This window comes from Sphingomonas sp. PP-CC-3A-396 (assembly GCF_004343105.1).
Lineage (GTDB): Bacteria > Pseudomonadota > Alphaproteobacteria > Sphingomonadales > Sphingomonadaceae > Sphingomonas.
On the sequence record NZ_SLYF01000009.1, the window covers coordinates 60,764 to 76,598 of the forward strand.

The following is a 15,835-nucleotide window of genomic DNA, read 5'->3' on the forward strand; positions in this document are numbered from 1 at the left end:
TCGGCGGGATCGATCGCTCTACCGGGATGATCGCACGTGATGAAGACTATCAGCCGTTTTGCCGTGTTCGCCTCGGTCGCCGCGGTGGCGCCCGCCCAGTCTGGTCCGGCCCCCGCGCGCCTTCCCTCCACCGCGATCCGATCGCCGGCGGACCTGTACGGGCCGCTGTTCCAAGCCGTACAGCAAGGCCATGTGTTCGCGGACGGCAAGACCTTCGTCGATGCGATACCCAAGCGCGCTGCTGATGCGATCATGGCGGACTATGCACGGGCCAAGCCCGAGGGCCCCGCGCTAAAAGCCTTCATCCTCGCCAATTTCATCGTCCCCGGCGAGAATGATCGCGGTTCCGGCGGTCTTCGGTCGCATGTCCGCACGCTGTGGCCGCAACTCGTGCGCCAGCCCGTTGCACCGGTCGCTGGCAGTTCCGCGCTGCCGCTCCCTGCGCCCTATGTCGTGCCCGGCGGGCGCTTCCGCGAAATCTATTACTGGGACAGCTATTTCACGATGCTCGGGCTGAAGGTCGATGGCCAGCAGCCACTCGTCGAGACGATGCTCGACGATTTCACCAGCCTGATCGAGCGATACGGCCATATCCCGAACGGCACGCGCACCTATTACCTCAGCCGCTCGCAGCCGCCCTATTACGCGATGATGCTCGATCTCTCGACCAACACCGACCCGGCGGTGGCGAAGCGTCGGCTGGCGGCCCTGCGCGCGGAACACGCGTTCTGGATGAAGGGCGAGACCTGTGTCGCCGGTAAACCTGCCTGCCTGCGCGTGGTGCGGATGCCCGACGGCAGCGTGCTCAACCGCTATTACGACGACCGCGATACGCCGCGCGACGAATCCTATGCCGAGGACGTCGCGACCGCGGCGAAGGCTGCACCCCGCCCTGCCGCCGACACCCAGCGCAATCTTCGTGCCGGTGCGGAAAGCGGATGGGATTTCAGCTCGCGCTGGTTGCGCGACCCGCAATCGCTGACGACGATCCACACCACCGACATCGTACCCGTCGATCTCAACAGTCTTTTATGGGTGATGGAGCGTCGGATCGCCGCACGCTGCCAAACCGCGGGCGACACGCCGTGCGCCACCGCGTTCACGACGATGGCGACCAAGCGCAAGACGGCAATCGACCGCTATCTCTGGCAAGCGACGACCGCGCGCTATGCCGACTGGGACCTGTCGACCCGCAAGCCCACCGCCAGCATCAATGCCGCGATGCTCGAGCCGCTGTTCGTCGGCTTGGCGTCGCCCGCACAGGCGAAGGCGGTCGCGGCGACCGTGCGCCGGTCGCTGGTCGCCGAGGGCGGACTGCGCACCACGACCCTGAAGACCGGCCAGCAATGGGACGAACCCAATGGCTGGGCGCCGCTGCAATGGGTCGCGATCGCCGGGCTCGATGCGAATGGCGAACCGGCCATCGCCAAGGACATCGCGCGGCGCTGGATCGGCACGGTCGGCGCAGCCTATGCTGAAACCGGCAAGATGCTCGAAAAGTACAATATCGAGCAGCGCACCCCCGGCGGCGGCGGCGAGTATCCGGTGCAGGACGGTTTCGGCTGGACCAACGGCGTCGCCAGCGCGATCCTCGATCGCTATCCCGATCTCGCGCGCCCAGCGGGATAACTACGTCCGAAATTCGGCTCCAAAAAAATCGCAGCGCAGTCTTGATGCGGCGATCGGGTGAATTATCTTCGCCATCGCCGGACGCGATCGGTCCGGTGACTGAGGGCACCGGCTCTCCCGGTGCTCCTTATGCTCAGATTGCTCATGTGGAGGATTTGGATATGAGGACGAACTTCGATTTCACGCCCTATCGCCGGTCCACTGTCGGTTTTGACCGGCTGTTCGACCTGCTGGAGGCGACTGCGCGCACCGAAACGGTCGACGGCTATCCGCCTTTCGACATCGAACGTGAGAGCGAGGACAGCTATCGGATCACGCTCGCCGTGGCTGGGTTCAGCCCCGACGACATCGAGATCGTCGCGCAGAACAACCAGCTGACCGTCAGCGGACGCAAGCCCGATGACCGCGACGAGGGCTGCTTCGTCCATCGCGGCATCGCCACGCGCGCGTTCGAGCGACGCTTTCAACTGGCCGATTTCGTCCAGGTACAGGGCGCGAGCTTTGACAATGGGTTGTTGCGTATTGCGCTTAAGCGTGAGGTTCCGGAGGCCATGAAGCCACGGCGGATCGAGATTGCCGGCGCTGCGGCCAACGATCGCAACGCCGGCGACACCGCGGTACGCATCGAAGAGCACCAGGCGGAACGCAGCGCCGCCTGAGTTTCACGACCTTCAACGCGGTTGCCGGCAATGATGCCGGCAACCGCGTTCTATTGCCTGCGATACGGCTTGCCAGGTCTACGTCGGTGCAGGCGGGCCTCTCAACTGCCTACGACCCGTCACGTCCTTTGGTACGCGCCCCCCAAGCACGGGCATCAGCGTGGCGGTGGGAGCCTGACGTGGATATCGGCTGCGGATGGCACGACATGGCGAGCCCGCGACGACATCCGTAGCCAGCCACCGCGCATCACGACCAGCGCCACCGCCGCGGCAACCACGGCTAACCCCAGTTCGATCTTGCGGAGCGTGTCGCGGTTGCGGTCGTCGGTGTTCCACAAGCCTTCCCATTCCTCCTCGGACCGTGGCTCGTAATGAGCTTCGTCGAACGCCGTGTCGTAATCGCTGTGATCCATCATACGCGGCCTCCCTCCGCGGGGGTGCGATCGTCGCCGACCAACATTTCGACCGGGGTATCGCCGATCGGGCCGGGCGACTGATCCTCGTCGGTATGCGCGAACAGCCAGCGGCCAAGCAGTCCAGCGACCGCGGCGCCGGTCAGCGGTGCGAGCCAGAACAGCCAGAGCTGCGACAGCGCCCAGCCGCCAACGAACAGAGCGGGGCCGGTGCTGCGCGCGGGATTGACCGACGTGTTGTCGATCGGGATCGAAATCAGGTGGATAAGCGTCAGCGCGAGGCCGATCGACAGCGGCGCGAAGGCCGCCGGCGAGCGCTCGTCGGTAGCGCCGAGGATGACGGTCAGGAAGCCGGCCGTGAGGATCGCTTCACTGAGGAACGCGGTCGCGGCGCTGTAGCCGCCTGGCGAATGGGCGCCATAGCCGTTGGCGGCGAACCCGCTCGCGACGAGATCGAACCCGCCGGTGCCGGAGGCCAGCGCAGCGAGCGCGGCGCTGCCGAGGATGCCGCCGATGACCTGCGCTGCGATATAACCGGGAAGGTCGCGCGCTGGAAAGCGGCCGGCAACGGTCAGCCCCACGCTGACCGCTGGGTTGAAATGTCCGCCGGAAATGAAACCGACGGCAAATGCCATGGTGAAGACGGTAAGACCGAAGGCAAGAGCGACACCGGCCATCCCGATCGTGCCGGGAACGCCGCTACCTGCGGCGAGGACAGCAGCCCCGCATCCGCCCAGTACCAGCCAGAACGTGCCGATGGCTTCCGCGGCAAGTCGGCGCGCGGTGGCGATCGGGCGTGGCCTAGGCGGACCGTCGGTCTTGCCGACGGTCGGACGATAGATGGCTTCGGTCATCCCCTGACACCTCGTACAGGACGCGTTATTGCGCATCTCTGATGGTCGAAAATACCGGTGGGCGTGCCAGGCACGCCCACCGGCTACGCGGTTACTTGCCGCGGAGCGTGTTGATCAGCGCGATGCCGAGGACGCCGGCAACCGCTGCTGCGGTGAACGGACGCTCCTTCGAGAACTGGCGGACATAGTCGACCAGCGGACGGATGTTCTCTTCGACGACGTCCTTGGCCTGGCCGACGGTCTTCTGGACCGTGCCGCCGAGCTGATCCGCAACGCCTTCGCTCTTCAGCGACGTGTCGCCGGTCGCGGTGCCGAGCGCTTCCTTGGCCTTGCCGCCGAAATCGGCTGCTGCGCCTGCGAGGGTGTCGGTGTTCATATGAATTCTCCTTGGTTGATGATGGGGTTGATGAAGGGTTTGAAAACTTCGATCAGAGAGGCTTCGATCGGGGACGAGGCGTGTCGGTAACGTCGGTGGCGTCGTTACGATCCGCGAACGATCCGGATACCGAACGATTCATCGCATCCGATCATCGCATCAGAGCGGCGATGCCGGGTCGCTCAGAATGCCGCAGGCCGCGGCAGCCTTGCCGACTTCCAGCGGCACCTTGGGGTCCTTGACCTCGCTGGACACGCGGATGAAATCGCTCGCGGTCAGGCGGCCCGGTGTTGTGTCGCCTTCGCGCGATGCCTTGGCGGCGCGACCGAGTTGCTGGAGCTGGCCAAGCGACAGGTTCGCCTCGAGCCGGTCACCGACGCACTGCGACTGAGCCGGCTGGAAACCATAGCCCTCCAGCGAGGTCGCGATCTTGGCCGACGGATTGACGCACGCCGCCAACGATAGCGCGCCGATGCCAACGGTGAGAACGCCTGCGACGCGGATGAAACTACGATGCTGAACCATGATAAGCCCCTGTCTTCGGGCACCATGCGGCTTTGCTCCGACCGGACGCAAAACCCATATTTCCCAGACGCATAACCAGCGTGCGGCCGGATGTATCCCAGGTAACCATGCACTATGCGCTTGTGACGTTTATACTATCGGCGCCCCATCCAAACGCTCAAGCGGCCGCGTCGTCGGCATGGGTCCGCGGGATGCCGATCACGCCAATCGCCTTGCCTATCCTCTTATTGCCAGCGGTGCGCGACAGTCGGTCAGCCCACCACCTTGCTCAGGATTCGCGATAGCTGCTCTACCGAATAGGGTTTGTGCAGCAGCTCGAACCCATGCGTACCGTCCTGCGCCAGCACGTTGCTGTAGCCCGAGGTCAGCACCACTGGCAGCGTCGGGTAGCGGTCGCGGATCACCTTGCCCAATTCGATGCCGTTCATTCCAGGCATCACCACGTCCGAAAAGACGATATCGAACCGTGTCGCGTCGACCGCGAGTTCGGCAAGCGCCTCCTGAGCGTCCGCCGCCCAGACCGTCACGTACCCGAGTTCGGCGAGTGACTGCGTCGTGAAGGTCCCGACTTCGCTGTTGTCCTCGACCACGAGCACACACGTGCCATGGCCATCGGCAAGACCCTCGCCCACATCGTCGACCTCGGCCGGCGCGCCCTGATCGACCTGGGGAAGATACAGCGTGAAGACCGTGCCCCGGCCGACCTCGCTCTCGACCGTGATGTCGCCACCCGATTGCTTGGCGAATCCGAAGACCTGGCTAAGGCCCAGTCCGGTCCCCTGCCCAACCCCCTTGGTCGTGAAGAACGGCTCGAAGATACGCTCAAGCTTGTCGGGTTCGATTCCCGAACCGCTGTCGGCCATCGCGATGGCGATAAAACGCCCCTCGACCGCCGGGTGCGAGCGGACCGCCGGAATGAGCCCCGCCGATCGTACCGTGATATCGATCCGCCCGGCCCCCTCCATCGCGTCGCGCGCGTTGACCGCCATATTCACCAACGCGGTATCGAGCTGGCTGGGATCGACGTTCGTGAAGCACGCCGTGTCGGGAAGATCGATGGCGATGACGATCCGCGACCCGATCAGCGTGCCGAGCATGTCGGAGATGACGCGCAGACTCTGTCCGACGTCGATCACTTCGGGCTGCAACGCCTGCCGACGTGCGAAAGCGAGCAACTGTCCGGTCAGCTTTGCCGCACGGTCCGCGGTATCGGAGATCGCATCGATATACCGCTCGCGTCGCTCGGCGCTGAGATCGGGGCGTTTCAACAGATCGGTGGCGGAGCGGATCACCGTGAGAAGATTGTTGAAATCATGCGCAACGCCGCCGGTCAACTGGCCGACCGCTTCCATCTTCTGCGACTGACGCAACGCGTCTTCCGCGGTCTGCAATTCGCTCGTCCGCGCCGCGACCTGCTGTTCGAGCGACGCGGCCAGCGTGCTCAGCGCGTGTTCGGAGAGTCGGCGCTGAGTGGCGATCCGCGTCCGTTCGGCGACCTCGCGAATGAACTCAACCTCGTCCGGTCGCCAGCGCCGAGCACCGGCGGACGCGATGTACAGCATCGCCACGAGACGGCCATTCTCCATGACCGGCATGTTGATGATCGCCCGAGCATCGAGTGCCTCGAGCGCGGTTGTGGTCGTGCCGGTCCTCGGATCGGTTCGCGCGTCCGCCACGCAGACCTCTTCGCCGCGTTTCAGATCGTCGATGTACGAACCATAGGCGCGTAGCGCGAACGTCCCCGTCAGCGGCGCGACCGTGGGAGCACTCCAGTCACGAACGATCGTCACCGTCTCCGCCGCCAAGTCGATCTCGCCAAATCCGGCGCGACTTGCCTCCAGCGTTTTGCCGATGATCCGCGCCGCGGCGAATGCGATGTCCTCAGGCTGGTCGGTGTCGCGAAAGACGTCACCCAGTTCGACGAGCCCGGCGCGCATGATCTCGTTGCGCTTATGCTCGGTGATATCGGTCGACACCCCGGCGATCCGCAACGCCTCGCCCTTGGCATCGTAGAAGGGCTGACCGCGTGACGCGATCCAGCGCACCTCACCGTCCTGCCGGTAGATACGGTAGATCACGTCGTAATCATTGCCCTCGGCGATGCAGCGACGAACCTCCGCCGCGCTTTTTTCGCGATCGTCGGGATGGATCGCCTGTAGCCGCTCATCATAGGTGAAGGGCTGATCGACCGGACGCCCGAAGATCTCCTTGCAGGTTTCCGACGCGATCAGCTGGCGGCTGACGATGTCGAGCGTCCAGGTGCCGAACCGTGCCGCCTTCAGCGTGAACGCCAGCTCGCGCTCCTGCTCCTTTTGCAGCCGCAGTCGATCGGTCAGTTCCGCCATGAGCGACGCGTTGCTGACTTCCAGACCGTGCAGCCTCTCGCGCTCGATCGTCACATCGACCTGGCTGGCGAAGAAATACGCCAGCACGCCCTCGGTGTCGTAGACCGGCGCCATCAGCAGCCGGTTCCAGAAAAGCTCTCCGTCCTTGCGCTGATTGCGAATATCGATCTCGATCGACTCGACACGCCGCACTGCATCGCGGATTTTGGCGACCGTCGCGGGATCGGTTGCCGGCCCCTGCAGGAACCGGCAGTTGCGCCCGAGAATCTCCTCGCGCGTATACCCGCTCAACCGGCAAAAGGCGTTGTTGGCGAACACCACGGGATTGTCGGGAAGACGCGGATTGGTGATGATCATCGGCATCCGAGTCGCGCGCACCGCCGCGACGAACGGATCGGTTCCGACATCCTGCCCCAACACCTCGGCAGCGATGCGCTCGGCATCGGCAGTCATTTTCGGCACGCCCTGGACGGCGCTGTCGGTCGTATCGGTCAAGGCCGCCTCGATTGTCGCTAAGTCCCTGACATCTAGGCCAGCCCCGGGGTAGCCGCAACGTCGGAACGGTGACGATACGACAGGTCAGGTACGGCTTCGCAGCCAGGCGGCACGCGCGGCGTCATAGTGTTCGCGCGCTGCATCGCGCGCGGCGACGGCATCCTTCATCGCGGCGTCCTGCATGCGCTCGAGCGCGCGACGACGACGGGCAAGGTCTGCCTCTTCCTGTTCGATCGACCTGATGGCCAGACGATGCTCGGTTTCGAGCGACGCAAGCGCGTCATCCGCGGCGTCCAGTACATCGCGTTTGGGTTTGGGTAGTGGCTTGGGCTTGGGTGAAGGCTTGGGTTTGGGTGAAGATTTGGGCTCCGGACCCGACTTCGACGGCGTCGGTTCCTGCGGTCCGGTGCGACGTGCCTGCGGTGTCTCCACCTCGACTGCCAGATTTTCCGCGCCCGTCCCCCGCGCGCGCTTGATGACCGTGCCCGGCGCCGCAAGCGGTTCCGCCGTCAGCGCGTCATCCGTGACCTGCTCGGCGATACCGCGCGCGAACAGATCCTTGTCGCTACCCCATGCGGCCAGGGCCGCCTTCTGACTGGCGGCGGCGACATACGCGTCGTGGAACCCCGCCACGGTACGATAGACTTTCAGCTTTTGTGCGCGGGCCATGCTGCGGTGTTAGCACTCGACACCGCGTCATCGCTACGCTGCGAGCGCGTAGCGACGGCAATGCTCCAGATATCCCGCTTCGTGCGCACCGGCGAGCGAGACCACGCTGTCCCACAACCAGGTCGGGGCGTCGATCGCACCGCGCCGATCGGCCTCCAGCATCGCCAGCCAGCGCTGCCGGGTCGCGTCGTCCATTTGCCGGGCATGGGCCTTGCCGACCACGAAGGCGAGATAACGGCCAGCCTTGATCGCCTCGCCGTGGCTGAACTGATCGACTTCGATCTTCAGGTCCTGGGGCGCGAGTTCGCGAATGAAGAACGATCGGCCTAGCATCCGTACCGGGATCATTCGGGCACCAAGATACGGTGACAGCGCACGGGCGGCGGCGGCGACCCGTTCCGCATTATCCGCTGGCATGGGATTGGCGGACGTCAACGACTGCGCCGCCCGAGGCGCGATCGGCGCGACCGCTTCCTTCAGGTCGACGATCGCATAGCTCGACCGACCCTTGGCGGACTTTAGTTCGAGGATCGCGGCAAAGCGCAGCAGGCCCAGCGAACTGCACCCCTTCATCCAATACGCGGCGTCGACCAGCCGGATCGCGCGCGCCGCCCCCTTATCCTTGCGATCGAGCGACAGGATCATCCGGGCGACGGCGGGATCGTCGAACACCGCGGTCAACGCCGCGCGCTCGTCATCCGCCAACGCCCAGAATTTACGACCGAGCGGGATCTGTGGCTCGATCGCTTCGAGCCGTTCCTTCGCAAGGTGACGCCAACGTCGTCCGAGCGCGCGTTTGCGAACGCTGCGAACGGCGTCGGGTTCGGGACCGGTATCGTCCGTCTTCGGATCGTCGATCGCGGCGGCATAGCCCTCGACCATCGCCTCGATCATCCGAGCGGTCGTCACGCCTGGCAGGTCCGAGCCGCGCGCCGCCGTCGCCAGCGACAGGCCGAGCCGGATGAGGTCGTGGGCCGGATTGCCGATCACCGCCTGATCCAGATCGCGGACCTGAACCTCGACCTGCCCGTCCGCCGACGCGATCGGGCCCAGATTACCGAGATGGCAATCGCCGCAGATCCAGATCGCCGGGCCGGTGGGAACGCGTCGGGCGACCGGCGACGCGGCTAGCCATTCGTAGAATTGGGCGGTGTTGCCGCGCACATAGGCATGCGCCGAACGCGCCATCTTGCGGGTCCGGTTTCCTTCGAGAACGGCCCGACGATCGGCGGCGGCGGGCATTGGCTTCGGCATTGCGGTAAAATCCATTTCAGCGGCGACGAAGACAGAACGTCTTGTGCGCAAAACCGACACCGATACTGACCTGTATTTATACGTTTCCCGCCATCCACCCGCCATCCAAACGCGTTGCCGCGCGTTCGGCACCGCAGAGACGCTTGATAGAGGATTGTCGTTGCTGAATTTTCTGGTGGCCGAGAGCGAAACTGCCGACGAGCGCGAGGCGCGTCGGCGGCATGCGGGCAAGAGCTCGGGTGAGACCTATGCCGCAACGTTGCGCCAGATCCGGCCCGGTGCCGCGATTACCATCGTCGCGCCCGCCGATGACGATGCACGGATTTTCGACGCGGGCGAACTGCGCGCGTTCGACGCGGTATTCGTCACCGGATCGCCGATGCACGTCTATGACGACACCCCCGAAGTCCGCCGCCAGATCGCGTTCATGCGCACCGTTTTCGCGTCGCACACACCGTCGTTCGGATCTTGCGCCGGGTTGCAGATCGCGGTTGCCGCGGCCGGGGGCAAGGTTCGCAAGATGCCCGAACGGCTCGAAGCGGGGATCGCGCGCCGCATCACGCCGACGGCAGCCGGGCAGGACCATCCCTTGCTCGCCGGCCGACCCGCCAGTTGGGACGCGCCGGCGATCCATGGCGACGAAGTCGAGACGCTTCCCGCCGATGCGATCCTGCTCGCCAGCAACGCGGTGACGACCGTCCAGGCCGCGGAGATCCGCTATGACGGCGGGACCTTCTGGGGCGTGCAATATCATCCCGAACTGGCACCGGGCGAGATCGCCGTGGCGCTGCGTCGGCAGTCGGCGGACATCGTCGACCTTGGCCTTGCCGAAAACGAAGCGGAGGTCGAGCGGCAGGCGGCGCTGCTCGATGCGCTCCACGACGACCCCGATCGCCGCGCGCTATGGTGGGCACTGGGGATCGATCGCGCCTTCGCCGAGGAAGCGAGCCGTCGCACCGAGCTCGTCAATTTCCTCGAGCATCTCGCCGAACGCTGAGCGCGCATGGGTTCGGGCCGGTAGGAATCGCACCGGCTGACGTGACGAGACCTTTGCGGGCTTGCCTCCAGCGGCGACGGCGGCATGGATAGGCCGATGACTGGTACACCCGAGATCACCATCCATCACCACGGCGTCGAGCGCCACCCGCTGATCGTCATCGACGATTTCTGGCCCGATCCGGAAGCGTTGCGCGAAGATGCGGCGAGCCTGCGCATGGGTAGCATCGGACCACATTATCCTGGCGTCCGCGCCACGGTGCCGCCTCGCCTGGCGGACACGATGCGCCGCAGGATCGCGCCGCTGCTCGCGGAACATTTCGGCCTCGATCCCGCGCCGGCAATTTCGGAAGCCTATTATTCGCTCGTCACCACCGCGCCCGCCGATCTCGCGCCGATCCAGCGCCTGCCGCATTTCGATGGGGTCGAACGACGCCGGATCGCGGTGCTGCTGTTCCTCGGTCACGGCGACCAAGGCGGGACGGCGTTCTACCGCCAGCGCGCCACGGGGTATGAAAGCGTCGACGGCACGCGGCTCGATCGGTTCCGGGCGACGCTCGACGCCGACGTGCGAACGCATGGCCTGCCCGATGCGGCGTATATCGCCGGCGATACGCCGATGTACGAACGGATTGCGGTACAGCCGGCCGTCTTCAACCGCGCGCTCGTCTATGCGGGAAACACGCTGCACTGCGCGTATCTGCCGCCTGAGGTCGTACTGAGTGCGGATCCGCTGGCGGGGCGGCTGACCCTGAACCTGTTCCTGTTCGACGACTGATCGCGGCGTCGCTTGCGCTGCCTGCGGCACCGAGGCTGCCGTGAATACGTATGCTGGTTTCTTTCGATACGCCCCCGACGGGGATACAGCATCCCCAGGACAATCGACGCGCACGCACGACGTCGAGGACACTGACAAACAGAGTTGAGGATGCGCGGGACCCGTCTCGCCGAAGGGGATTTCATGAGCAATTTCAAATCTTACCGCGCCCGCGCGACGTTCGGCTCGACGGCGCACACGCGCCTTGCGCTGCGGGTCAGCGCTACCGCGCTCGCCGCCGCACTGATCCTGCCGGGCCATGCCGCATTCGCACAGTCCGCCCCGTCGACCGTGACTCCCGGTACCGCAAATGCCAACCCGACCGCCGCCGCGCAGGTCGACGCGGTCACCACCGCCGCCGATCCGACGCCGCAGCCGGCAGACGCCGTCCCGCCGTCGTCGCAGGATGCCGTGACGCAGAGCGCAGCGCCGCAGGACGATGCGACGGGCGGTGGCGATATCGTCGTCACCGGTATCCGCGCCGGCCTCGAATCCTCCGCCAAGATCAAGCGCCAGTCGGTCCTGATCGTCGACTCGGTTTCCGCCGAAGACGTCGGCAAGCTGCCCGACGTGTCGATCGCGGATTCGCTCGCGCGCCTGCCCGGCGTGACCGCGCAGCGTCTCGAAGGGCGCGACCAGCGCCTGTCGATCCGCGGTCTCGGCCCCGATTTCTCGACCACCTTGCTGAATGGTCGCGAACAGGTGACGACCGGCGACAACCGCGGCGTCGAGTTCGACCAATATCCGTCGGAATTCTTCAAGACCGTCAACGTCTACAAGTCGGCCGACGCCTCGCTGGTCGCCGCGGGCATCGCCGGCACGGTCGACCTGCGCATGCTGCGCCCGCTCGACCAGGCACACCGCATCATCGCGGTCAGCGCCCGTGCGCAGATGAACGGCATCGACAAGCTCAATCCCGACGGCACGCGCTACGGCTATCGCGCATCGGCGACCTATGTCGACAAGTTCGCCAACGACACGCTCGGCATCGCGATCGGCGTGTCGGCGACGCAGACCCCGTCGCAGGACGAGCGCTACAATGCGTGGGGCTATAACGGCACCGGCACCGCGACCGACCCGTACGTCATCCAGGGCGCAAAGCCCTATGTCCAGTCGAACGAACTCAAGCGCTATGGCGGCGTCGCGACGATCGAGTGGCAGCCGTCCGACAGCTTCCACTCGACCTTCGATGCGCTGTATTCGCATTTCGAGGAAACGCAGCGCCTGCGCGGTATCGAGTTCCCGCTCGCGAGCAATGTCGGCACCGCGAATACCAATATCACGGGTGTCTCGGACGGGTTCGCCGACGAGATCACCTTCAGCAAGGTGCACGCGATCCAGCGCAACGACTATAACCAGCGCAAGGCCGAGAATTTCTCGTTCGGCTGGAACAACGACCTCAAGCTGACCGACAAGGTTCACCTCAACGTCGATGCCAGCTGGAGCCGCGCGACACGCACCGACTTCACACTCGAGACCTATACCGGCGCCGGCTATCAGGCGACCGGTCCGGACGACACGGTCAAGGTGTCGCAGAATTCGAACGGCACGTACAAGATCGTACCGACGCTCGATTACACCGACACCAATATCTTCAAGCTGACCGATCCGCAGGGCTGGGGCTATAACGGCACGCAGGCCGTGGTGCAGGCCGGCTTCCTGGGCAATCCCAACTTCAAGGACGACCTGAAGTCGCTCCGCGCAAGCCTGAACGGCGAGTTCGACGACAGCATCGTCAAGAGCTGGGAAGCGGGCGGCAACTATAGCCGCCGCGAGAAGACCAGCGCATACAAGTCGTATTTCCTGTGCCCGAAGGGCGCCGGCACCAACTGCACCGTCACCAGCGGCACGCCCACCTCGGCGGCGGTACCGGCGGAAGCAGTCATCGGCACCGTGCCGCTCGACTATCTCGGCGTACCGGCCGCGCTCGCGCTCGATCCGCTGTATCTCTACAACAACGTCTACACCAGTTCGTACGACAACCGGCCGGACTCGCTGGTCCGCGACAACACGGTGACCGAGAACATCTACACCGGCTATGCCAAGATCACGCTCGACGGCGATCTCGGCGGCAAGCCGTTGAAGGGATCGATCGGCGCGCAGGTCGTGCATAGCGACCAGCGTTCGGACGGCCAGATCGCCAGCGTCGTCGACGGCGTGGTGACGATCGCCCCCGCCTCGCAGAAGGTGACGTATACCAACGTCCTGCCATCGGCGACGATGTCGGTCGAGCTGATCCCGCTGGGCTTCGTCAAGGTCGGTGCTTCGCAGACGATGGTCCGCCCGCGCCTCGACCAGGAGCGCGTCACGCAGGCGGTCGGCATCAACGTCGCCAACATCCAGGCGAACAACACCAACCCGGGCCTCAACCCGGTGTTCACCTCGACCGGCGGCAACGTCAATCTGAAGCCCTATCAGTCGACCAACATCGATCTGTCGTTCGAGAAATACTTCGCGGGCGGCGGCTATGTCGCGTTGTCGGGCTACTTCAAGCACCTCACCGACTTCGTCGATCCGAACAACAGCTACGCGTATGATTTCAGTTCGCTGCTCGGCGCGCTGAGCCCGGCGCAGCAGGCGATCGTGATCGCGAACGGCTTGCAGACCGGGGTGGTCAGCGCGCCCGCCAATACCGGTCGCGGTACCGTGCTGGGCGTCGAGGGGACGTTCTCGCTACCGTTCAAGGCCCTGACATCGGCGCTCGACGGGTTCGGGATGTTCGTGTCGGCCAACTACACCGAGTCCGAGATCAAGTACGCGAACAACCCGATCGAGGCGATCACCCTGCCCGGCCTGTCGAAGCTGACCGGTAGCGGCACGGTCTATTTCGAGAAGGCCGGCTTCCAGGCGCGTGTGAACTATCGCTACCGCTCGTCCTTCCTGGCCGAAGTCGCGGGCATCTCGTCGACGCCGACCTATCGCACCGCGCGATCGGAAGGCATCCTGGATGCGCAGATCGGGTATGAGTTCCAGAGCGGTCCGCTCGCGAACTTCGCGATCCTGGCACAGGCTAAGAACCTGACCGACCGTCCGTTCGTGACCTACCAGAACGGCGATGCGCGCCAGGTGATCGATTACCAGCGCTATGGCCGCGATTATTACGTGGGCATCACCTACAAGTTCTGACCGGGCAAGTTCTGACCGGGCAAGTTCTGACCCGGACAAGTTCTGACCCGGACAAGTTCTGACCCGGGCCGCGGGGCGGTGGAAGCCGCCCCGCGATGCTCCGGAAGTCGGGGCGCATGACGGTTTGAAAACGGGACGCAAACGATGGCCGACCAACCCTTGCGCATAGCCATTGCCGGCGGCGGTACCGCCGGTTGGATGGCGGCGGCGACCTTCGCGCGGTTCCTGGAGACGGGCTACGAGATCGACCTGATCGAGTCCGACGACATCGGTACGGTCGGCGTCGGCGAGGCGACGATTCCGCAGATCCACCTGTTCAACGATGCGCTCGGGCTCGACGAGGATGCGTTCCTCCGCGCGACCGGCGGTACGTTCAAGCTCGGCATCGAGTTCGTCGACTGGTTCAAGCCGGGCCATCGTTACATGCACGCGTTCGGCGATGTCGGGCGCGACGTCGGCCTGCTGCCGTTCCACCAATATTGGCTGCGCGCACGGTCGCTCGGACTCGCCGGCGATCTTGGCGCCTATTCGCTCAACACGCACGCCGCGCTCGCCGAGCGGATGCAGCGCGGTCCTGCCCGCACGTCGCGCGTCCTGCCATCGATGCCCTACGCCTATCATTTCGATGCCGGGCTCTACGCGCGCTATCTGCGGCGCTATTCCGAGACGCGCGGCGTCAACCGGATCGAAGGCAAGATCGTCCGCGTGACGCGCGACGGCGAGAGTGGGGATGTCTCGGGCCTCGTACTGGAGAACGGCACGACCGTCGCCGCCGACCTCTATATCGATTGTACCGGGTTTCGCGGGCTGTTGATCGAAGAGGCGCTCGGCACGGGGTATGAGGACTGGACGCACTGGCTGCCATGCGACCGCGCGATCGCGGTGCCATCGGCGCGGAGCAAGGCGTTCACGCCGTACACGCGCTCGACCGCGCATGCGGCGGGCTGGCAGTGGCGGATCCCGTTGCAGCATCGCACCGGTAACGGCGTCGTCTTCTCCAGCGCGCATATGAGCGAGGACGAGGCGACCGCGACGTTGCTTAGCGGACTCGACACGCCGGCCATGGCCGATCCGCGGACGATCACGTTCCGCACCGGTCGCCGCAAGCAGATGTGGAACCGCAACGTCGTCGCGCTCGGGCTCGCTGCCGGGTTCATGGAACCGCTCGAATCGACCAGCATCCACCTGATCCAGTCGGCGATCGCGCGGCTGTTGAAGCTGTTGCCGGGGCGCGTCATCGCAGACGCCGATCGCAGCGAGTTCAACCGCCAGAGCGACTTCGAATACGAACGCATCCGCGACTTCATCATCCTCCACTACAAGGCGACGACGCGCGACGACCCGCCGTTCTGGCGCCAGTGCCGCGACATGGCGGTGCCCGACACGCTCGCCGCGAAGATCGAATTGTGGCGCGGCAGCGGGCACATCGTCCGCGAGCATGAGGAGCTGTTCACCGAAGTCGGTTGGCTCCAGGTGCTCGCCGGGCAAGGCATCGCGCCGCACGGCCATCATCCCCTGGCGGATGCGATATCGACCGCCGATCTGGCCGAGTTCATGGACACGATCGACAAGCTGAACGCACGCGAGGCGGGCCAGATGCAGGATCATGCCGCGTTCGTCGCCCAGCACTGCGCCGCCGCGGCGGGCCTGGCCGCATGACCCCCGACGCCGACACCC

13 protein-coding genes are annotated in these 15,835 nt (G+C 65.3%); 6 read left to right on the forward strand and 7 right to left on the reverse strand.

Translation table 11 applies throughout. The features are described from left to right. The first annotated feature begins 39 nt into the window (after window positions 1–39). Window positions 40–1,629, forward strand: coding sequence for an alpha,alpha-trehalase TreF (gene treF / locus C8J40_RS17005; RefSeq protein WP_132898032.1), 1,590 nt, complete (start codon window positions 40–42; stop codon window positions 1,627–1,629). 161 nt (window positions 1,630–1,790) lie between these two features. Next, the gene (locus C8J40_RS17010) at window positions 1,791–2,288 is read left to right on the forward strand and encodes an Hsp20 family protein (protein ID WP_132898183.1); all 498 of its coding nucleotides are present in this window, start codon (window positions 1,791–1,793) and stop codon (window positions 2,286–2,288) included. Between the two features lie 155 nt (window positions 2,289–2,443). Here the strand turns inward: C8J40_RS17010 and C8J40_RS17015 are convergent, their stop codons facing one another. The 7 genes from C8J40_RS17015 to C8J40_RS17045 all read right to left on the reverse strand — a co-directional run bounded on the left by C8J40_RS17015 (window position 2,444) and on the right by C8J40_RS17045 (window position 9,153). Next, window positions 2,444–2,704 carry a hypothetical protein gene (locus C8J40_RS17015; RefSeq protein WP_132898033.1) on the reverse strand — a complete coding sequence of 87 codons (261 nt, stop codon included), beginning with the start codon at window positions 2,702–2,704 and terminating at the stop codon, window positions 2,444–2,446. Then, window positions 2,701–3,492, reverse strand: a complete 792-nt coding sequence (aqpZ, locus tag C8J40_RS17020) for an aquaporin Z (protein WP_165886607.1) — start codon at window positions 3,490–3,492, stop codon at window positions 2,701–2,703. The genes C8J40_RS17015 and aqpZ overlap by 4 nt, the downstream gene beginning before the upstream one ends. A gap of 154 nt (window positions 3,493–3,646) precedes the next feature. Continuing rightward, entirely contained in the window at window positions 3,647–3,931 is a 285-nt protein-coding gene (locus C8J40_RS17025) for a CsbD family protein (protein WP_132898034.1), read from the reverse strand. Between the two features lie 159 nt (window positions 3,932–4,090). Beyond that, entirely contained in the window at window positions 4,091–4,456 is a 366-nt protein-coding gene (locus C8J40_RS17030) for a hypothetical protein (RefSeq protein WP_132898035.1), read from the reverse strand. A 251-nt stretch (window positions 4,457–4,707) separates the two neighbouring features. After that, window positions 4,708–7,296 (reverse strand): PAS domain-containing protein, encoded by a 2,589-nt coding sequence (locus tag C8J40_RS17035; protein ID WP_243693466.1) that lies wholly within the window; start codon window positions 7,294–7,296, stop codon window positions 4,708–4,710. Between the two features lie 84 nt (window positions 7,297–7,380). Further along, entirely contained in the window at window positions 7,381–7,965 is a 585-nt protein-coding gene (locus C8J40_RS17040) for a hypothetical protein (protein ID WP_132898036.1), read from the reverse strand. 33 nt (window positions 7,966–7,998) lie between these two features. Beyond that, on the reverse strand, window positions 7,999–9,153 hold the full coding sequence (locus tag C8J40_RS17045) for a DUF2252 family protein (RefSeq protein ID WP_243693477.1): 1,155 nt from the start codon (window positions 9,151–9,153) through the stop codon (window positions 7,999–8,001). Window positions 9,154–9,379: 226 nt separating this feature from the next. Here C8J40_RS17045 and C8J40_RS17050 point away from each other — a divergent pair, with 226 nt between their 5' ends. The 4 genes from C8J40_RS17050 to C8J40_RS17065 all read left to right on the forward strand — a co-directional run bounded on the left by C8J40_RS17050 (window position 9,380) and on the right by C8J40_RS17065 (window position 15,817). After that, window positions 9,380–10,216, forward strand: a complete 837-nt coding sequence (locus C8J40_RS17050) for a type 1 glutamine amidotransferase (protein WP_132898037.1) — start codon at window positions 9,380–9,382, stop codon at window positions 10,214–10,216. A gap of 96 nt (window positions 10,217–10,312) precedes the next feature. Continuing rightward, entirely contained in the window at window positions 10,313–10,993 is a 681-nt protein-coding gene (locus C8J40_RS17055; protein ID WP_132898038.1) for a DUF6445 family protein, read from the forward strand. 183 nt (window positions 10,994–11,176) lie between these two features. Next, window positions 11,177–14,158, forward strand: a complete 2,982-nt coding sequence (locus tag C8J40_RS17060; RefSeq protein ID WP_243693467.1) for a TonB-dependent receptor — start codon at window positions 11,177–11,179, stop codon at window positions 14,156–14,158. 144 nt (window positions 14,159–14,302) lie between these two features. Then, window positions 14,303–15,817 carry a tryptophan halogenase family protein gene (locus C8J40_RS17065; protein ID WP_132898039.1) on the forward strand — a complete coding sequence of 505 codons (1,515 nt, stop codon included), beginning with the start codon at window positions 14,303–14,305 and terminating at the stop codon, window positions 15,815–15,817. The last annotated feature ends 18 nt before the right edge of the window (window positions 15,818–15,835 follow it).